Annotated in this window: 12 protein-coding genes, 1 tRNA gene and 1 pseudogene; 7 read left to right on the forward strand and 7 right to left on the reverse strand. The window is 57.5% G+C overall.

The window, feature by feature from the left end; translation table 11 throughout:
- Positions 1 to 14: 14 nt before the first annotated feature.
- The 4 genes and pseudogenes from U9R25_01355 to fmt all read right to left on the reverse strand — a co-directional run bounded on the left by U9R25_01355 (position 15) and on the right by fmt (position 3,719).
- Positions 15 to 1,493: a histidine kinase N-terminal domain-containing protein gene (locus U9R25_01355; protein ID MEA3334527.1), complete on the reverse strand. Its 1,479-nt coding sequence runs from the start codon at positions 1,491 to 1,493 to the stop codon at positions 15 to 17.
- A gap of 412 nt (positions 1,494 to 1,905) precedes the next feature.
- Positions 1,906 to 2,467: pseudogene (locus U9R25_01360) on the reverse strand (DNA methyltransferase).
- A 163-nt stretch (positions 2,468 to 2,630) separates the two neighbouring features.
- A tRNA-Pro gene (locus U9R25_01365) sits at positions 2,631 to 2,707 on the reverse strand.
- Positions 2,708 to 2,771: 64 nt separating this feature from the next.
- Positions 2,772 to 3,719: a methionyl-tRNA formyltransferase gene (gene fmt / locus U9R25_01370; GenBank protein ID MEA3334528.1), complete on the reverse strand. Its 948-nt coding sequence runs from the start codon at positions 3,717 to 3,719 to the stop codon at positions 2,772 to 2,774.
- A 218-nt stretch (positions 3,720 to 3,937) separates the two neighbouring features.
- Here fmt and U9R25_01375 point away from each other — a divergent pair, with 218 nt between their 5' ends.
- The 4 genes from U9R25_01375 (at position 3,938) to queA (ending at position 7,708) form a co-directional block, all read left to right on the forward strand.
- Entirely contained in the window at positions 3,938 to 4,678 is a 741-nt protein-coding gene (locus U9R25_01375) for a DUF4870 domain-containing protein (protein ID MEA3334529.1), read from the forward strand.
- A gap of 140 nt (positions 4,679 to 4,818) precedes the next feature.
- Positions 4,819 to 5,862, forward strand: a complete 1,044-nt coding sequence (ruvB, locus tag U9R25_01380) for a Holliday junction branch migration DNA helicase RuvB (protein ID MEA3334530.1) — start codon at positions 4,819 to 4,821, stop codon at positions 5,860 to 5,862.
- Between the two features lie 65 nt (positions 5,863 to 5,927).
- Positions 5,928 to 6,644 (forward strand): gamma-glutamyl-gamma-aminobutyrate hydrolase family protein, encoded by a 717-nt coding sequence (locus tag U9R25_01385; GenBank protein ID MEA3334531.1) that lies wholly within the window; start codon positions 5,928 to 5,930, stop codon positions 6,642 to 6,644.
- Positions 6,641 to 7,708, forward strand: coding sequence for a tRNA preQ1(34) S-adenosylmethionine ribosyltransferase-isomerase QueA (gene queA, locus U9R25_01390; GenBank protein ID MEA3334532.1), 1,068 nt, complete (start codon positions 6,641 to 6,643; stop codon positions 7,706 to 7,708). The genes U9R25_01385 and queA overlap by 4 nt, the downstream gene beginning before the upstream one ends.
- A 146-nt stretch (positions 7,709 to 7,854) precedes the next feature.
- Here the strand turns inward: queA and U9R25_01395 are convergent, their stop codons facing one another.
- From U9R25_01395 to U9R25_01405, 3 genes are read right to left on the reverse strand one after another with little or no spacing between them, the layout of a single operon-like run.
- Positions 7,855 to 10,983: an efflux RND transporter permease subunit gene (locus tag U9R25_01395; protein ID MEA3334533.1), complete on the reverse strand. Its 3,129-nt coding sequence runs from the start codon at positions 10,981 to 10,983 to the stop codon at positions 7,855 to 7,857.
- 2 nt (positions 10,984 to 10,985) lie between these two features.
- On the reverse strand, positions 10,986 to 12,242 hold the full coding sequence (locus U9R25_01400) for an efflux RND transporter periplasmic adaptor subunit (protein ID MEA3334534.1): 1,257 nt from the start codon (positions 12,240 to 12,242) through the stop codon (positions 10,986 to 10,988).
- Positions 12,243 to 12,270: 28 nt separating this feature from the next.
- On the reverse strand, positions 12,271 to 13,908 hold the full coding sequence (locus tag U9R25_01405) for an SH3 domain-containing protein (protein MEA3334535.1): 1,638 nt from the start codon (positions 13,906 to 13,908) through the stop codon (positions 12,271 to 12,273).
- A 226-nt stretch (positions 13,909 to 14,134) separates the two neighbouring features.
- Here U9R25_01405 and U9R25_01410 point away from each other — a divergent pair, with 226 nt between their 5' ends.
- Genes U9R25_01410 through U9R25_01420 form a run of 3 tightly spaced genes read left to right on the forward strand, consistent with a single transcriptional unit; the run spans position 14,135 to position 17,265 of the window.
- Positions 14,135 to 15,415 carry a histidine kinase gene (locus U9R25_01410; GenBank protein MEA3334536.1) on the forward strand — a complete coding sequence of 427 codons (1,281 nt, stop codon included), beginning with the start codon at positions 14,135 to 14,137 and terminating at the stop codon, positions 15,413 to 15,415.
- Positions 15,412 to 16,071 carry a response regulator transcription factor gene (locus tag U9R25_01415; GenBank protein MEA3334537.1) on the forward strand — a complete coding sequence of 220 codons (660 nt, stop codon included), beginning with the start codon at positions 15,412 to 15,414 and terminating at the stop codon, positions 16,069 to 16,071. The genes U9R25_01410 and U9R25_01415 overlap by 4 nt, the downstream gene beginning before the upstream one ends.
- Before the next feature lie 9 nt (positions 16,072 to 16,080).
- Positions 16,081 to 17,265 (forward strand): PLP-dependent aspartate aminotransferase family protein, encoded by a 1,185-nt coding sequence (locus U9R25_01420; protein ID MEA3334538.1) that lies wholly within the window; start codon positions 16,081 to 16,083, stop codon positions 17,263 to 17,265.
- The last annotated feature ends 82 nt before the right edge of the window (positions 17,266 to 17,347 follow it).

Below are 17,347 nucleotides of genomic sequence, written 5' to 3' on the forward strand. Positions count from 1 at the left end.
CCAGAATTGATTTCTTACAGATTATCTTTTTGGAAAGTCACCAGGGCTTTGGTACCACCGCTGGTCTGTTCCATGGAAAAACACCCTTTCAGGTCACTTTCCACCAGAGCCCGCACGATCATCAGACCAAGTCCACTGGTTGTTTGGGGGTCGAAGGTTTCTGGCAGACCGCCGCCGTCGTCGGAAATCTCCAGTGTCACTTGATCGCCTGCATCGACCAGGCGTACCAGGACGCTGCCTGACTCCTTGTCAACAAACGCATGTTCCAGGGCGTTCAGCACCAACTCATTGGCCGCCAGGGCGCAGGCTGTCGCCTGCTGGCTGGGTAGATAAATGACTGGTCCGATCACGTTCAGGTCGATGTTCTTGTCGGGACTGACAGCCGCCCGTTGGGTCTGTTTGACGATTCTTTGGCAGACATCCCGAATATTGATGGCCTGTTTGTCATCGCCCGACAGGAACTCGTGAATGATTGCCACTGCCAACACCCGGTTTACCGCCTCATTCAACTGCTGTCGGGTCTCCCGATTATCGGTGCGGCGGCCCTGCATGCGCAGGATCGAGGCAACGGTCTGGAGGTTATTCTTAACCCGGTGATGGACCTCCTTGATCATGGTCGCCAGAATCTGAAGCTCCAGTTCCCGGCGTCGAGCCTCGGTGTCATCGTGTACCATGATAATGGCGCCACGTAGGGTAGGCACGCTATTGCCCGTGCTGATACGATTGCGCGGCCACCAGCCGGGACCATAACTCCGGATTGGAACAACTTTGCGTGTCCAATGACGGTCCCCTTCCACCACCTCATGCTCCTGACAGATGCCGGTCTTGAAGGCATCCCTCACAAGCATTTCGTCGCGCGTCTGGAGATCGCCGATGTGCTTGTCGTGCAGATCGTCCAGATAGCCCAAACGTCGATAGTGGTTATTGGCGATGCCGCTCAGGTAACGGATGTGGTAGGTTTGATCCACGAAGAGGATGCCGTCCCATTCACCAAACCGACTCAATTGCTCTGCGCCTTCCAGATCTCCGCGCAACACCATGGTCTGAAGCCACGTAACCGCCTTTCGAAAGCTGCGATGGCGGCGCTTGTGCCGTTCATAGGCAATCAGATTGGTCTCGATCTGGAGCACCGCAATAGTTCGGCCACTGGAAGAAATAACCGGCAGCACCTGTTGGATAATGGGAGTTCCCTGGTCGAGCAGGTTCCTCTGACGCTGCCCTCTTCGCCCCTGCATCAAGCCGGACGATATCAGAGGGTTCTCCTGGAAAGAAAGAGGTCGTCCGACCCAGGGCTCACGGTACAGCGTGGCGATGGAGTGAGGCTGTGCCTGGGCAACCACCAGGGCGACATCGCCATCCCGTACCAACAGCGTTACGTCGGCACGGCTGATATCGGATATCAGGGCCAACCCTTGTTCAACCCGTTCCAGATGGTCGATCTCATCGGCAGTAAACCGGTAACGCCACTCCGCGCCGTATGTTGACAGGTCCATGATTCCCGAGAAACCGCAGCTTCCATAGTTAAAGGCCGATGGCAAGAACGCCATCGGCCAAATTGGCTGTACATCGTTAAAAATGACTCAGGCTGCGTCAATCAATACTAGCACAGTTGTCATGATACAGCAAACGTCGATTTGATCGCTTGTGTATCGAGGTAGGTGCCGCATTCGCCTGAACACTCAGGGGGCTATGCCAATGATAATCACCGGTACCGGAGGGGTGGTTCGCCCATGCCGCAGGACATTATGTACTTCCTTCTCGTTCCTTCGACTCCTTGATCAGACAAACTTTCGCATCAACAGCCGTGATAGCATCCTCGACCTCTTGATACAGTTCTGGTTGGTGCACCAACAAATACTCTTCTCCGTTCAGATGTGAATACCGCTTGACGATCCTCATGAGGAACTACCCTTCTTCCTCTCCCTTTCCATGATAAGCATTTGACTGCCACTCGATTGGTACCTGAGTAATCTTTTCTTTGCCTGTAGGCTTGTGAACCGGTTTACCCATAGGGCGAATTCGTAATGTGCCCGCATAATAGGCTGCAATACGCTCTCGGATAAAGTCGGTGTATCGAGCTTCCCGCTCGGCCCCCATTGCCCGCCGGTTTCGAAGATATAGTCCAAGACGTTTGAAGATAGGGTAGTAGAGAATATCGAGCGGAAAGACCTCACCATCTTCGACGAAGTTACCCACCTGCCAGCAAATGCTGCCGTCATCAGCCAGCACACGATAAAGCTCTGCAATGGTGGCGGCCTGCTGCTCCAGGTAGGCTTCGATGGCCACCCGATTCTCTTATTCTTTCCCGAGGTTGTATGGAGGCGACGTAAGAATCAACTTCACCGATTTATCCGGCACCTCAGCAAGGAAATCATTCACATCGCCTTCATAACAGCACCAGATTGGCATCGGATGAATAGTGATCCTTCATTGCCCACGAGCCATCGACATTTATCTGGTGAAACATAGGCACCTTCTATACCTGTCCTATTCTAACGGGTTATGTCTACCAGCTCTCGGTAGAGAAGCCACCCCGTATTGATAATCGTGGAAAGCGAGGAAAAAAATCCGAGGCATTGAAACACACCGATCCCCCGCGAATAGATTGCGAGGGAGGTGTGATAAGTGTCTGGTCGGGGCGAGAGGATTTGAACCTCCGACCTCTTGAACCCCATTCAAGCGCGCTACCAAACTGCGCCACGCCCCGACGAACACGACGATTATAGCACGCGGCCTTTGTTTCGCCAAATGCTAACTTTGTGGGAGTGGCATTACGAGCAGCCATCATCCCCCAGCCTGGCCCCCAGGAATCCGGGCCGTCCCCGCACAAAATCTGAAACCGGCATGGCGCGCTTTCCAGCCGGCTGCACACTATCAAGGATCAAGACACCCTCTCCGGTCACGACCCCAATACCATCAGGTCCTCTGATAACAGTCCCAGCAGGCCGATCCGACCTGGATTCCTGATCCGCGCGGCCGGACAATACCTTGAGCGGCTGGCCGCTGTAGGTTGTGAAAGCCGCGGGCCAGGGGTAATAGGCTCGAATAGCCAGGGCGATCTCTGCTGCAGCCTTTCGCCAATCGATGCATCCCTGTTTCTTGCGCAGCGGCCGACAGATCGTGGCCAGGGTCTCCTCCTGCTCCTGAGGATTGATCTCCCCGGCCAGCCACCTGGGCAGCGTCTCGCCGAGCAGACCCGCACCATGGTGGGCCAACCGGTCTGTCAAGGTAGCACCTGTATCGTCATCACGAATCGGCATTGCCGCCTGGGCCAGCAGGGGTCCAGTATCCAAATGCTCGTCCATCAACATGATGGTGCTGCCGGTCACCTGATCGCCCGCCAGGATTGCCGCCTGCACCGGTGCAGCCCCTCGCCAACGGGGTAAGAGGGATGCATGCACGTTGATGCAACCGTGAGCAGCAAGATTTAGCAGCGCAGGCCGCAGGATCTGCCCAAAGGCGGCAACCACAATGACCTCCGGCGCGAGACGCGCCAGGTCCGCTACCGCTTCCGGGTTCCTGAGGCTCTGAGGCTGTAGCACAACCATCCCCTCTTGCCGCGCGTAGTACTTCACGGGCGACTCCCGCAGCTTTCGACCGCGCCCGCCTGGCCTGTCTGGCTGGGTCACCACCCCCACGATATCGTAGGGTCCGGAAACCAGTGTTGCCAGGCTTGGCACGGAAAAATCGGGCGTCCCCATAAAAAGAACACGTGTCATCCGAGTACCTCCTCCAGCAATTTTAGCACAGGCTGGCGATTCATTCCATTTTTCCACCCAGATTCTGAAACCCTGACACCACTTGACCGTATAGAAAGTAGGAAACAAGGAAACAAGGGCGGCTAACCTATTTACTTATTTACTTGTCTACTTGTCTACTTATCTACTTGTTTTCTTGCCTGCTTGTCCACAGTATGAATTGATCGAAGGAGGATAATGTGACCGAAAACATCAGCACCGGCAAAGGTGCTCAGGTCAATCTGCCCATCGAGGGCTACGAAAATCTGACGGTTAGAGAGGTGGTTCCTCTGCTACCCGAGTTGGATAGAGATGGTCTACAGGCCATCAGAGACTATGAAGCTGCCCACAGCAACCGTACGACCATCCTGCGAGCGGTCGACAAACGAATGGGTGATCTGGATACAGCGACGGATGAAGTGAAAGTTGATGGGATTGATAGCGACGTTTCAAGCGATTCTCCCAACCAGCGGACTGAGTCGGTCGAAAAGACAGCCGAGTCACTGCCGGAGGAGACACCAACGCTGACCGATCGTTTGGTCGGCACCACCGAGTATGATCCGGCTGCCAGCAACGACGATAAGGTTATGGCGGCTCTTTCCTACACGGCCCAATTGCTGCCGGTGTTTGGCTTGCTGCTGCCAATCATCATCCTGATCTCGGAGACAAGCAACAAACGACCCTTCCAGCGCTATCACGCCGTGCAATCGCTGGTGCTCTCCCTGATCCTTTGGGGGCTGCAGTCGATCATGTGGATCATTGTGATCCCCATTCTCACGGCGTCGATCATCTGTCTGCCGTTCCTGTGTGTTCTGCTGCCGGTGATGATCTTCCTCTGGCTACTGCCACTCTACTATGCCATTCTGGCTTACGAGGGCAAAAAGTTCAGCATTCCTGGTCTCACCCAGTTCCTGGAGGATCAAGGCTGGTTGAATGTCTAATCGCCAGATTCTGAGCAACGATTGAGCTTAACGACCCCACTGGTGTCCAGTGGGGTCGTTTTTGTGTCTGACGTGTTCGCACATTCGTTTCCTGTCTGGTATAATCAGCCCCGCTGATCTGAATCAACCCAACCTTGCCGATCATTGTCATGGAAGAACGCACAATATCCGCCAAAAAGCGCCCGGAAGAGATCGTCCTTGATTCCGCGTTAAGGCCCAAACTGCTTGAGGAAATGATCGGGCAGGACCGTCTCCGCAGCAATCTGGAGATATTGATCGAGGCCGCCCGACAACGAGAAGAGGCCCTTGATCACGTGTTACTCTACGGCCCGCCCGGCCTCGGCAAAACCACCCTTGCCCACATATTGGCCAACGAGATGGGGGTCAACATGAAGGTCACCGCCGGACCGGCCATCGAGCGCGCCGGCGATCTGGCGGCAATCCTCACCAATCTGCGCAAGGGCGACATCCTTTTCATCGACGAGGTACACCGATTGGGCAGGGCAGTGGAGGAAATCCTCTATCCAGCCATGGAGGATTTCGCTCTGGACATCGTGATCGGCAAGGGTCCCAGTGCCCGTTCCATTCGCCTCAAGCTGCCACGCTTCACGGTGATCGGCGCGACCACGCGCCTCGCCCTGTTGACGGCACCACTGCGCTCCCGCTTCGGTGCGATTTACCGCTTCGATTTCTACCAACAGGCGGCGATTGAACAGATTGTCGACCGGGCGGCCAGGCTGCTGGAGGTCGACATCACACCTGAAGGCGCCCAGGAGATCGCCCGGCGGGCGCGCGGAACCCCTCGGGTGGCCCTACGCCTCTTGCGGCGAGTCAGAGACTATGCTCAGGTCAGGGCAGACGGCATCATCACACCCGCAATCGCAGACACAGCCCTGGCGCTGCTCGAGGTCGATTCGCTGGGTTTGGACGACCTGGACCGAAAGGTACTGCACACGATTATCCAGAAATTCGACGGTGGGCCGGTGGGCCTGGAGACCATTGCTGCGGCGATCAGCGAGGATTCGGCCACCATCATGGACGTGGTAGAGCCTTACCTGCTTCAGTTGGGGTTTCTGGACCGCACCCCGCGAGGGCGGGTGGCGACTCGTGCAGCCTACCAACACCTCGGAATCGCCCGGCCCGAATCGGACTCGCCATCTGGCCAGCAACCGGGCCTCTGGTAGGTGTCCCAGTCACTTACATTTGCATCAACTGCCTCTCTCCCCCGCACTGAACTCGGGTCTCTTCAATGACTGTCACACCCTCACCACGTATCGGCATTACGACCCGGACGAATGAGAGACCTTACCAGAATCGCTGGTTTCGTGACTATTGGTGGGCAGTCGTCTGGGCTGGCGGCGAACCGGTGGTGCTGACGCCGGAAACGGCCGATCTGGCACCGGATGAACAAATCGCGCGTCTGGATGGCCTTTTTTTGCCCGGGGGCGGCGACATCCACCCTCGTTTCTACAACGAGCCGCTTCAGGGCAGTGATCCCGATGACATTCACATCGACCGAGACGAACTTGAGCTTCCACTGGCGCGTGCAGCGTTGCAGGCCGGTATTCCCATCCTGGGCGTATGTCGGGGCCTGCAGGTGTTGAACATCGCAGCAGGAGGCAGCCTGCTACAGCATGTAGAAGGCCATAAATCTCCCGAGGAAAGCGTGCGATATCATGATGTCGACGTGACATCAGGATCCCTCCTGGCCAAAGTCCTGGGCCTGGATGGGCACTTTGTTACCAACACTTATCACCACCAGGCGGTGACCATGGACACTCTGGCGCCAGCATTCCTCCCATCGGCGTCCACGACCGGGGAGCCGCTGCTGATTGAGGCACTCGAAACAGGAGAAGAGGGATGGGTCCTGGCCGTCCAATGGCATCCTGAACGGTTTTTCGAACTGCATGAGGTCCACCGCCGTCTCTTCAAAGAGTTCGTAGCCGTCGCAGAAGCAGGGCGATGAAAACATCCGATTTTGACTACTATCTTCCCGCCGAACGGATCGCTCAAGTCCCCATTGAACCCCGGGACGCATCCCGCCTTCTGGTGGTACACCGGAACAGCGGAAGGCTGGAGCACCGGATGTTCAGGAATGTGGTCGACTATCTTGAGCCCGGTGATCAACTGGTGGGCAACGACAGCCGCGTCATTCCAGCCCGCCTGTTTGGCCACAAACCGACCGGGGGCCGCGTCGAGATCTTGCTTTTACACCCCTTGGCTGACGGCAACTGGCAGTGCCTGGTGCGGGGCAAGGGATTGCGCCCCGGCGTAACCATCCTCATCGAGACGCCCAAGGCGTCCGAAGCCGCTATCACCGGCACCATCGTCGCCGAAACAGACTCGGGCAGTCGCGTGGTCCGGTTCTCGCCTGCAGTTGGCGAGTGGCTGCATGAGGCCGGCCAGGTACCCTTACCGCCCTACATTCACCAGGAGCTGGACGACCCAGAGCGTTACCAGACCGTCTACAGCCGTATCGAGGGCTCGGTAGCCTCCTCGACAGCCGGGCTACACTTTACTCCCGACCTGCTGGTGGCCCTGCGTCGCCAGGGCATCGGTCTGGCTTTCATTACCCTGCATATCGGTCTCGATACCTTTCAGCCTGTGCGCACCGAACGTGTCGAAGACCATCCCATGCACAGCGAATGGGCAACGCTTTCGGCAGATGTCGCCCGTCGGGTCAACGAGGCAACGCTGGCAGGAGGACGGATCGTGGCTGTGGGTACCACAGCCGTCAGATCCCTGGAATGGGGGGCGACAGGTGCTCAAGGCCTTGATCCATACGACGTCGATGCCTGCCCATGGAGACGGGTGGCCGCTTTCGAAGGAGAAACCAATCTCTTCATCCGGCCTGGCTACCGCTTTCGTGCCGTGGATGCGATGATCTCCAACTTTCATCTGCCCCGCAGCACGTTGTTGATGCTGGTCAGTGCATTTGCGGGCAAGGACCTGATCGACCACACCTACCAGGAGGCAATCAAGGAGGGCTACCGCTTTTATTCCTTCGGAGATGCCATGCTGATCCTTTGAGGGCATAAGGATTATGCCAACCGTGCCAACAGAAAAACGAGGTCTGCCCGATTTCTGCAGGCGGACCTCGTCGTGATTCATCAGAAACTGTTTGAAAAGTCTTGTCCATGGGTTTGTTGGGTCTTCAAACCCTCTTCAAACAGCTACTAAGCCTGGCTTGCCGCCTCCTGTTGCTCTTTGGCGTCCCGTTTTTGCTCTCTGCGCGCCGCCCGATCCAGTCGCCACCGATGATAACGCCCGGTCGCGCCCTCGACCAGACTGTAGGCCGTGGGTACCAGGAGAATCGTCAGCAAGGTGGAAGTGATCAAGCCTCCAATGACCGTTATCGCCATGGGTTGGCGGAAGCCACTGCCTGAACCCAGGCCGATAGCGACGGGCAACATGCCCAGAATCAGCGCCAGAGTCGTCATCAGGATGGGCCGCAAGCGGATGGGACCGGCGATCATCAGAGCGTCGTCCCGCGGGACTCCCTTGTCACGTCTCAACTTATTCGTCAGGTCCACCAGAAGAATCGAGTTCTTGGTAACCAGCCCCATCAGAAGGATAAGGCCGATCATAGCAGTCATATCCAGCGGGAAGTTGAAGATAAGCAGGGCCAGCAGGCCACCAATGGCCGCCAGAGGCAACGCCAACATGATGACCAAAGGTTGAACAAAGGAACCAAACAGGGAGGCCAGCACCATATAGACAAAGACCATGGCCAACAGCATGGCGGTTCCCATAGCTGTAAAAGCCTCATCCTGCATCTCCTGTTCACCACTGAATTTCCAGGAGACATCCGGCGGAAACTGCGTGTTTTCCAGCGAATATGTCACATCCTCCACCACGTCCTCAACGACGCGATCGAAGGTGTTGGCACCGATAATGACGGCATTCTGGCGGTCGAGTCGATTGAACTGCGTTGGACCGCTCGCCGCCTGCAGATGAGCAATCTGACGCAATGGCACGAAACCCCGTTCCGTCGGCACCTGCAGATCGAGGATCTGGTCGAGTTCATCCCGATCCTTTTCCTGTAACTGGACACGGATCTCAGCCTCAGGACCTTCGCCCCGGAAGGTCGCCACCTCCGAACCCTCGACCAGGGTACGGACTGTGCTACCAATCGTCGCTATGTTGAGGCCGAGATCCGCGGCTCGACGCCGGTCCACCACCAGAAGAACCTCGGGCTTTCCCGGTCGATAGGACACATCTACGTCCACCAGTCCCGGTACCTGCTTCAATTGCTCCGCGAGGCCAACACTGAATTGATTCAGTTCGTCGGGGTCGCCGATGGTCTGGAGAATGATCTGGACCGGTTTTCCCAGAACGGAGGTTCCTCCGCCCATCATGGACATGAAGTCGCCGCCGCTGATGGATAGTCCCGGCACCTCAGCGAACTCGGTTCGAGCGGAGGCGATGAAATCCTCCAGGGGTTTACCCTCAGCCAGCGCAACAAAAAAGGTGGCATTTTCGGGGGTTCCCAATCCGCCCACACTGGTCAATACGGAGTCAACGTCCTCCCGAGCCAGAAGTCTTGTCTCCAGTTCGCGGCTGGCCTGGTCGGTTTCGGCCAGGGCCGTGCCGGGAGTCAGCGACAGGGCCATATTCACAGTACCCTGGTCAATTGTGGTCATAAAAGCTTTGTTCAGGAACGTGGTCCCGTACAGAGCGCCTACCAGGAGGGCCACGCCGGCCAGAAGGGTAATCCAGCGGTGCCGCAAGGTCCAACCGAGAACTGTTTGATAGGCCCGATCCAACCAACCGAGACTGGCATGGGCATGTTCCAGGGATTCTGCCTCTTCCTCGGTGAACTTCGCCTCCTCCTGCTTGAAAAACTTGGCAGACAGCATGGGTGCAAAGGTTAGCGCTTCGAACAAGGAGATCAATACGGCCACGCTTACTACAACGCCAAAGGAGTTGAGGAACTTTCCAACCAAACCGCCAACGAAAGCGATGGGAAGGAAGACCGCAACAATGGTCAGAGTCATGGCGACGACCGGCGTGGCAACCTGGGCGGTGCCGTCACTGGACGCCTGTTCGGGCGTTTTACCCATCTCCATGTGGCGGAAGATGTTCTCCCGGACCACAATGGCATCGTCGATGATCAGACCAACAGACAGACTCAACGCCAGAAGTGACACAATGTTCAGGGTCATGTCCAGCGCCGCCATGACAGCAAAGGTGCCCAGCAGAATGAAAGGCAAGCCGGCAACGGTCACCAGGGTGTTGCGGATGTTTCGGAAAAAGATGAATACGACTAAAGAAGCCATCAACGCGCCGATAAGCAACTCGCGCATGGCATCGTCAAAGCTTTCTTCCACAAACTCCGACTGATCCTGCACGACGATCAAGTGAAGGTCGGGCCGCGCCTCGCCCAGGAGGTCCAGTTCCTTGTGAACACGCCCGGCTACCTGAACCGTGTTGGTACCAGACTGCCTGTTGATGGCGATGGTCACCGAGTCCTGTCCATCCAAGCGGCTGTAGGTGTCCAGTTCCTTCCAGCCATCCTGCACAGTCGCGACATCGCCGACGCGAACGGCCCCCAGAGGTGAAGCGATCTGAAGATTGGCAATATCATCGACCGTGTCAAAGTTGCCCGGGGTACGAATCAGCAGATTTTTGCCTTCCTGCTGCACGCTGCCGCCGGGGATACTCCAGCTCTCGGCCATGATAGTGCCTATGACCTGTTGCGGCGCAACATTGCGGGCCTTGAGAGCACTCGCATCCAACAGTACCTGGATCTCGCGCTCCTGCCCACCGCTCACGGAAGCATCGGCCACTCCTTCGATCCGTTGAAGGCGGGGAAGGACCTCATCAGAAACGGTCAAGCGAACATTCTCAGCCGCAGCCGTTCCTGCTTGCGCCGACACCGATACATTCATGATCGGAAAAGAGGAAGGATCGAAAGCCTGCAGGGAAGGCTCGAGAATATCCTCCGGCAGCTCGCTCCGCACATTGGCTATCTTCTCGCGAATATCCTGAATTGCCTGGTCGACATCCTTGTCCAGATTGAAGCTGACCAACACCATGGAGAAGCCTTCGCCCGACTGGGATTGTACCTCTTCGGCCCCTGGGGCAGTTACCAACGCCTCTTCGATAGGTCGAGTAACCTGATTCTGCACTTCCTCGGGACCGGCGCCCGGATAGACCGTTATCACGGCCAGTGTAGGAAAGGAGACATCCGGAAAGAAGTCCAACGGCATATTGTTGTACGCAATGATGCCCACCACCGCCAGGGCCAGCATGATCATGGTGATGAAGACAGGATTTTTGATCGAGACATCCCAAATTTTCATGGCTACTGCTCCATCAGCTCGACGGTAGCGAACATGCCAGGTTTGAGATCTCCGGCACCGTCGCCGGCAGGCCGGATTGTGACTTCGATCGTACGTGTGGCATGATCAAAGCTCGGCGCGATTGCCGAGACAACGCCGTCAAAGGAACGCCCCGGGAAGGCATCGACACGAATCCTTGCGGGCATCCCCTCGGAGATATCCTGGTAACGCGACTCCTCCACCTTAACGAGTATCTTGACATCATCGGAGAAAAGGATCATGAGAAGCGCACCGGGGCCTGCCATCGCCCCTTCGGTCGCATCCAACTGGTAGACAAAGCCATCCGTCGGTGATTCGATGGTGGCCTTTCCCAATTGCAGTTGTGCCAGGTAAAGGCCCAACTCCGCTTGCTTGACGCCCGCTTCGGCAGCCCGGATCTGAGCGGGTTCCGCACCACGCTCCAACATCGCCAACTGTGCCTCAGCGCCTTTCAACTGGGCATAGGCTCCTGCAATCATATCCGCAGTCGCGCCCTTCAACACTTTGTCATACCCGGCCCGCGCTGCTTCCAGACCCAGGGTAGCCATTTGAAGCTCAAGGCTTTCCGGCATCATGCTGGCAAAGGGCTGACCCGCGATGCGGTCATACATGCCCTGGGCGATATTCACACCAGCCTCTGCTTGCTTGAGTTGAGAAAGGGCCAGTCGCTTGTCCTCTTCGGAGGCCCCTTTCAACGCCTGCTCGTAAGCGGCGCGGGCAGCATCCACGGCGGACCGGGTGGCATCCAGATCGGTCTGTTTGGGCTCCGTCATCGCCAAATCCAGTTGTGACTGGGCCAACTCCAGGCCGGCCAGCGCCTGGGCCTGTTGAGCCTCGTAGATGGCGCTGTCGACCCTGAGTAAAATATCACCCTCATTGACATGGTCGCCAACGTCGACGTTGAGGTCCATGATCTGGCCTGCCAGCTCACCGATCACCGGTACAACCCGATCGGCCATGATCTCGCCGTTATAGGTCAGGGCCGGCGCACCAAACAAAGCAACAGCGCCCCCACTTTCCGATTCGATCCCCTGAGCGCTTTCTGTCGATGGTGTGCTGACTACAATGGGCGTTGGCGTGGCCTGCTGGCCGGCGACTGCCGCCGCCACCGGCTCTACAGGCTCTGCCTGGCCCGTGGTGAACGGCTCGGTCGCTGAACAGCCAACCAGGAATAGAAGGATCAGCAGGGCCGCCGCCGACCCAACGCGTCTCAGGGCAATGTTACTTTGATCGTTCATCATGGAAACTTCCTCAATTCATAAGCTGGGACTACCTGCCCCAGGAAATCGGCTGATCGGCCACGAAGCCATACTGGATGGGGACATCGATGGAAAGCTGCCGTTGATTACTGCCGTCAGCATTCATCACCCATATCGCCCAATCGCCGCTACGATTGCTGAGAAAAACAATCGATTGGCCATCGGGACTCCACGCCGGTGCCACATTGTGGGGCAACGCATCCACCAGCGTAGTGGCAGGCCTGGTCAAGGCCACCACATTCTGCCCGTCAGCAGTAGCTGTGAAGATCTCCCAATGGTCCTTCTCCTGGCTCTGGAATGCCAGACGGTTGCCTCCCGGCTGCCACGCCGGGTCCTGAAAGCGAAACTCGTTCAGGATCGCCTGATTTTCCGCGCCATTGTAATCGCCGGTGAGTTGAATACCGGTGCCACTGTGGTAGAGCACTCCGGCGTCACCCCAATCAGCCGCCATGGCGGAGTTCAAAGTGGGCAGGTCACGAAAATTACCACCGTCCCGATCCACGCGACTGACTCCCCAGAGATCCATGGTTTTGAGGGGAAAGAGCAGGTTGTAAGGAAATTGATCGGGCAGACAAATGCCATGTCCGGCATCACGACAAGCACCCTCGCCGTTGACTCTGGAGAAGGCGATCGACTGTCCATCGGGACTCCAGGTTGGCCCGCGCAACGGTTCCGCACGGGTCAGCATCTGGCGCTCGTTGTTGCCGTCAATGTCGATCAGGTGAAGCGTATGCTGCCCACCTCCCCGCCAGAATGCAACGGTCCGGCCATCGGGACTGATGGCAGGATCGGCGCCGTCGGTCAATGGCCTTAGCGAGTCACTGCCGAGATCATAGCTGTAGATCTTGCCACCCGACCGGTCCTGAAACACAAGCTTGCCTGTTAGCCCGGTCGACCTGGCGGAAGTCGCCGCTGCAATCGGCAATGGCTCTGCGGCACTGACCACATCGGACACCGGCAACGCATCGACCTCGCCGTCCACCTCCAGAAACGCGGCACTTGCCCAGCCGAAACCGTCATCCTGCAACGCCACCTGGATCCAATCCGCATCGACATTTCGACCCAGAGCAGCAACCGCCTCGGAAGGAGCCAGACGGCCGATCACAGGATACCCGGTGCCAGGACCTGATCGCACGTTGAGTCGCTGACTGGCGGTCGTCACCGTTGCATCCATCGATAACTTATCAGCTCCCGATGAAACCGCTTCGGATGTGGATGAAGTCACAGTTGGATCATCAGGTGATTGCGCGTCAACGCCGCCGCTGAATCCAGCCGCGTAATCGCTGGTCACGGGCAAGTATTCCACGGCAAACACGACCAACTCATCGGTCTGCACCCAACCCGACAGGCCATCGGGAACTACCACAGAGACCCAGCTGGCGTCCTCCGAGCGACCGATTGCCCACAAAACAGTACCCCGTGGAAGCGTTTCCAGCACCTCGCCTCCTGGAGACTCGTGCATTGTGGCGCCACGAGCACGCACAATGGCCAGCGTCTTGGATCCGAGCAGGTTTCGCGACTCTTGCGGCGCGTACGCCAAAACGGGCGTGGTCAGCATCATGAAAAAGACCAGCAACATACTCGCTGTTGCCGCGGGCATCCTCATAATCCTCAGGGAATCCCGATTAACTATTCCACCGTTCTTCATTTGCTACTCCTGGAATGGACATTCTTCTAGGTATACTCCCAGTATAGTCGCTTGTCAATTTTCGTGCATGTGCCAGAGGGGACATTCATGGGCCCATTTTTCCCGGCCCATAGGCCGATAGTCACATGACTATCGGCTAACAGGAGGATGTGTCGGTCGGCATATTGATTCCGATTTCCGCCTTGTGTTATACTAATGGAACAGTTGGCGCACACGAGGTCAGTCGATGGTAGACAAGCTGAGAGAGTGGCTCAATCCAGACCCGGGTACCCCGGGATCGTTTCGCGTCGGTTTCATGGCCGCCTATGTTTGGATAGTCGGCGGCATCGTACTGTACTTGAACCTGATCAGCCCCTGCGCGACCGGGCCCAGGTCGGGGCGATTTTTTGCCATGCTGTTAATGATCGCAGCACTACCCGTGGTGGAGCGTTTCGAACTGGCCCGTGGCCACTTATTGGAACCATCCCGTCTCGGTGTAGTTTTGCTCACGATGCGAATGGCTCTCGTCCAGGGAATAGTGCTGCTCGACTGTTCTGGATTGGCTATTCTTCTTTATCCGGTTATTCCCTTTGCTGCCTATTTCGCCATCGGGCCAAAGGCAGGTCTGATATTCGCCCTTTTCTACTGGGTATTGGGCAGTGCAGGAGCCCTGTTCCTGGACCAGGCCGCTCTGTTATCAGACAGCACAGGAATCACAAACAGCGTTATCTATACCCTGGCCATGATCTTCATGCTCTCCATCGCCCGAATCCTTCGCCGCGAGGAAGGCAGCCGCCAGCAGATGAGACAGCTTCTGGACCGGCTGGCCACCTCCCACCGGCAGCTCGAGGTCTACGCAATAGGAGCCGCCGAATTGGCCGCCGCCGAAGAGCGCAACCGGCTGGCGAGAGAGATCCATGACAGCCTGGGCCATCACCTGACGGCGGTCTCCATTCAGTTGGAGAAAGCCCAGGCCTACCGTGAACGCAGTCCGGAAGAGGCGGAACAGGCGATTGTCGATGCCCGCTTGTCGGCTCAAGCTGCGCTTCAGGATGTACGCCAATCCGTTGCCGCCTTACGCAGTCCCGAGGAGGTCTTCTCCCTTAGGGAGGCGCTGGAAGACCTGGTCAGCAGATTGGACAGCGACACTCTGTCCGTGGAACTCCACGTCGACGGCGACGAATCTGGCTATGCCCGGCCGGCCCTGGTCGCCCTTTATCGAGCCGCCCAGGAAGGCCTGACCAACGTTCAAAAACATGCCAGCGCCCACCATGTAATCCTGGATGTGCAGCTTGGTGATGAACTGGCCCGTCTCAATGTTCGCGACGACGGCGATGGTTTCGACACCGGCGATCTTGGGGAGTTTGCATCCTCCCCGGATGCCAGCTTCGGCTTGCTTGGATTGCAGGAACGGGTCGAACTGGTGCGAGGAGAGATTGCCATCATCAGCGATCCGGAGAGGGGAACGGAGCTTGTCGTTACCGTGCCAAAGAATCCCGCCCAGTTGCAGCTGTCAGGTGCAGCATGAGTGATGTCACTGTGCTGGTTGTCGACGATCAGAGACTGGTGCGTGAAGGAATCGCATCCTTGCTGAACATCCAGGATGGCGTGGCCGTTGTCGGACAGGCCACCGATGGACGCCAGGCGGTTGAAAAAGCGCTTGCCTTGCGCCCCGACGTCATCTTGATGGACGTGCGGATGCCGGTGATGGATGGTATTGCTGCCACGGCTCAGATCCGTCAACGCATGCCCTCCTGTCAGATCTTGATGTTGACCACCTTTGACGACGATGAATATATCATCAAATCGCTCCATGCCGGGGCCACTGGCTATCTTCTCAAGGACATTCCGGCGACACACCTGGCTCAAGCCGTGCAATTGGCCAATGCAGGCATCTATCAGTTGGATCCCTCAGTGGCTGGCAAATTGGTTGGCATGCTCAATACGCAACCTGAGAAGCGCCCCTCCCCCTCCCCAAAAAAGCCCCAGAGCCATGGCCTGACCGATCGCGAGCTTGAAGTGCTTCGTCTCATTGCCACCGGCGCCACAAACCGGGAGATCGCCGATCAGTTGGTCGTCAGCGAAGGCACTGTCAAAAACCACGTCTCCAATATCCTCAGCAAAATGGGACTGAGGGATCGCATCCAGGCGGCCCTTTACGCTTTCGAGCACGATCTGGCATAGGGAGTCCCCATGACCAACATCTTCACCCAGGCGGTTCATGCCGGCGAGGGCGCTTCGGCCCCCAAAGCTACCCCGGTAACAACGCCGATTTACCACAGTGTAGGATTCGTACACGGTTCGGCCCGGCATATGGACGCCGTTTTTGGTGGCGTTGAGCCCGGTTATGTCTACAGACGCTACGGGAGTCCCACGGTGTCAGCTTTCGAGAGTGCCATGGCCACGCTGGAGGAGGGAGATGCCGCTTTTGCCACCGCATCGGGCATGGCCGCGGTCCACGCTGCGCTATTGGCTGCCGGTGTGCGTGCCGGCAGCCACGTTATCGCCGCCAGCGCCTGCTACGGCGCGACCTACGCGCTGCTCAACACGCTGATGGCGGAGCAAGGCACGGTGACCCATTTCATGGACATAACCGATCTCGAGCAGATTCGTGCCGTTGCTCAGGAAATAAATCCGGCGGCAATCATCACCGAAACGGTCTCCAACCCGCTTCTCACTGTAGCCGATGTGCCAGGTTTGGCCACGATCGCCAAGGGGGTCGGGGCTTCGCTGATCGTCGATAGCACCTTCTCCACGCCCTATCTTTGCCGACCCCTTGACCTTGGCGCCGATTTCGTCGTTCATTCAGCCAGCAAATATATCGGCGGACACGGTGATGTACTGGCCGGGGTTGTGGTAACCTCGAACGAGAATCGCAGCCGGTTATTTGCGATAGAAAAGATGATCGGTGCCGTATTGGCGCCGGAGGTCGCGTGGCTGGCGCTCCGGGGACTCAAGACCCTTGCCCTGCGCATGAGGCAACAATGTGCCAATGCCCGGGAGATCTCGGCCTGGCTTGTTCAACATCCCGCCGTGAACCATGTACACTATCCCGGTTTAGCGGGCCACGCCCAACATGCATTGGCTCTCCAGCAGTTCGGCACCCGGGGATTCGGGGCCATGATCGCTTTTGAGTTGAAGGAAGCCACCCGGGAAGCGGCTTTCCGTTTTCTCGACTCGTTGCAGTTGATCCTTCCCGCCACTACCCTGGGCGACGTCTTCTCACTGGCTCTCTATCCTGTCATGGCAAGCCATCGCGCTGTACCGCCGGAGGCCCGCGCCGAACTCGGCATCACAGATGGTTTGTTGAGGCTGTCTATTGGAATCGAGGGTGCGGAGGACCTGATGGAGGATCTGAACCGGGCGCTGAGTACCTGACCTGGACAAGCCAGAACCATTAACGAAGTTGGCCCCCTGCCGGCAGGGGATTGCCAGCAAGAGGCCATGCAAAGACGAGTAA

The sequence above is a fragment of the Chloroflexota bacterium genome, from assembly GCA_034717495.1.
Classification (GTDB): domain Bacteria; phylum Chloroflexota; class Anaerolineae; order JAAEKA01; family JAAEKA01; genus JAYELL01.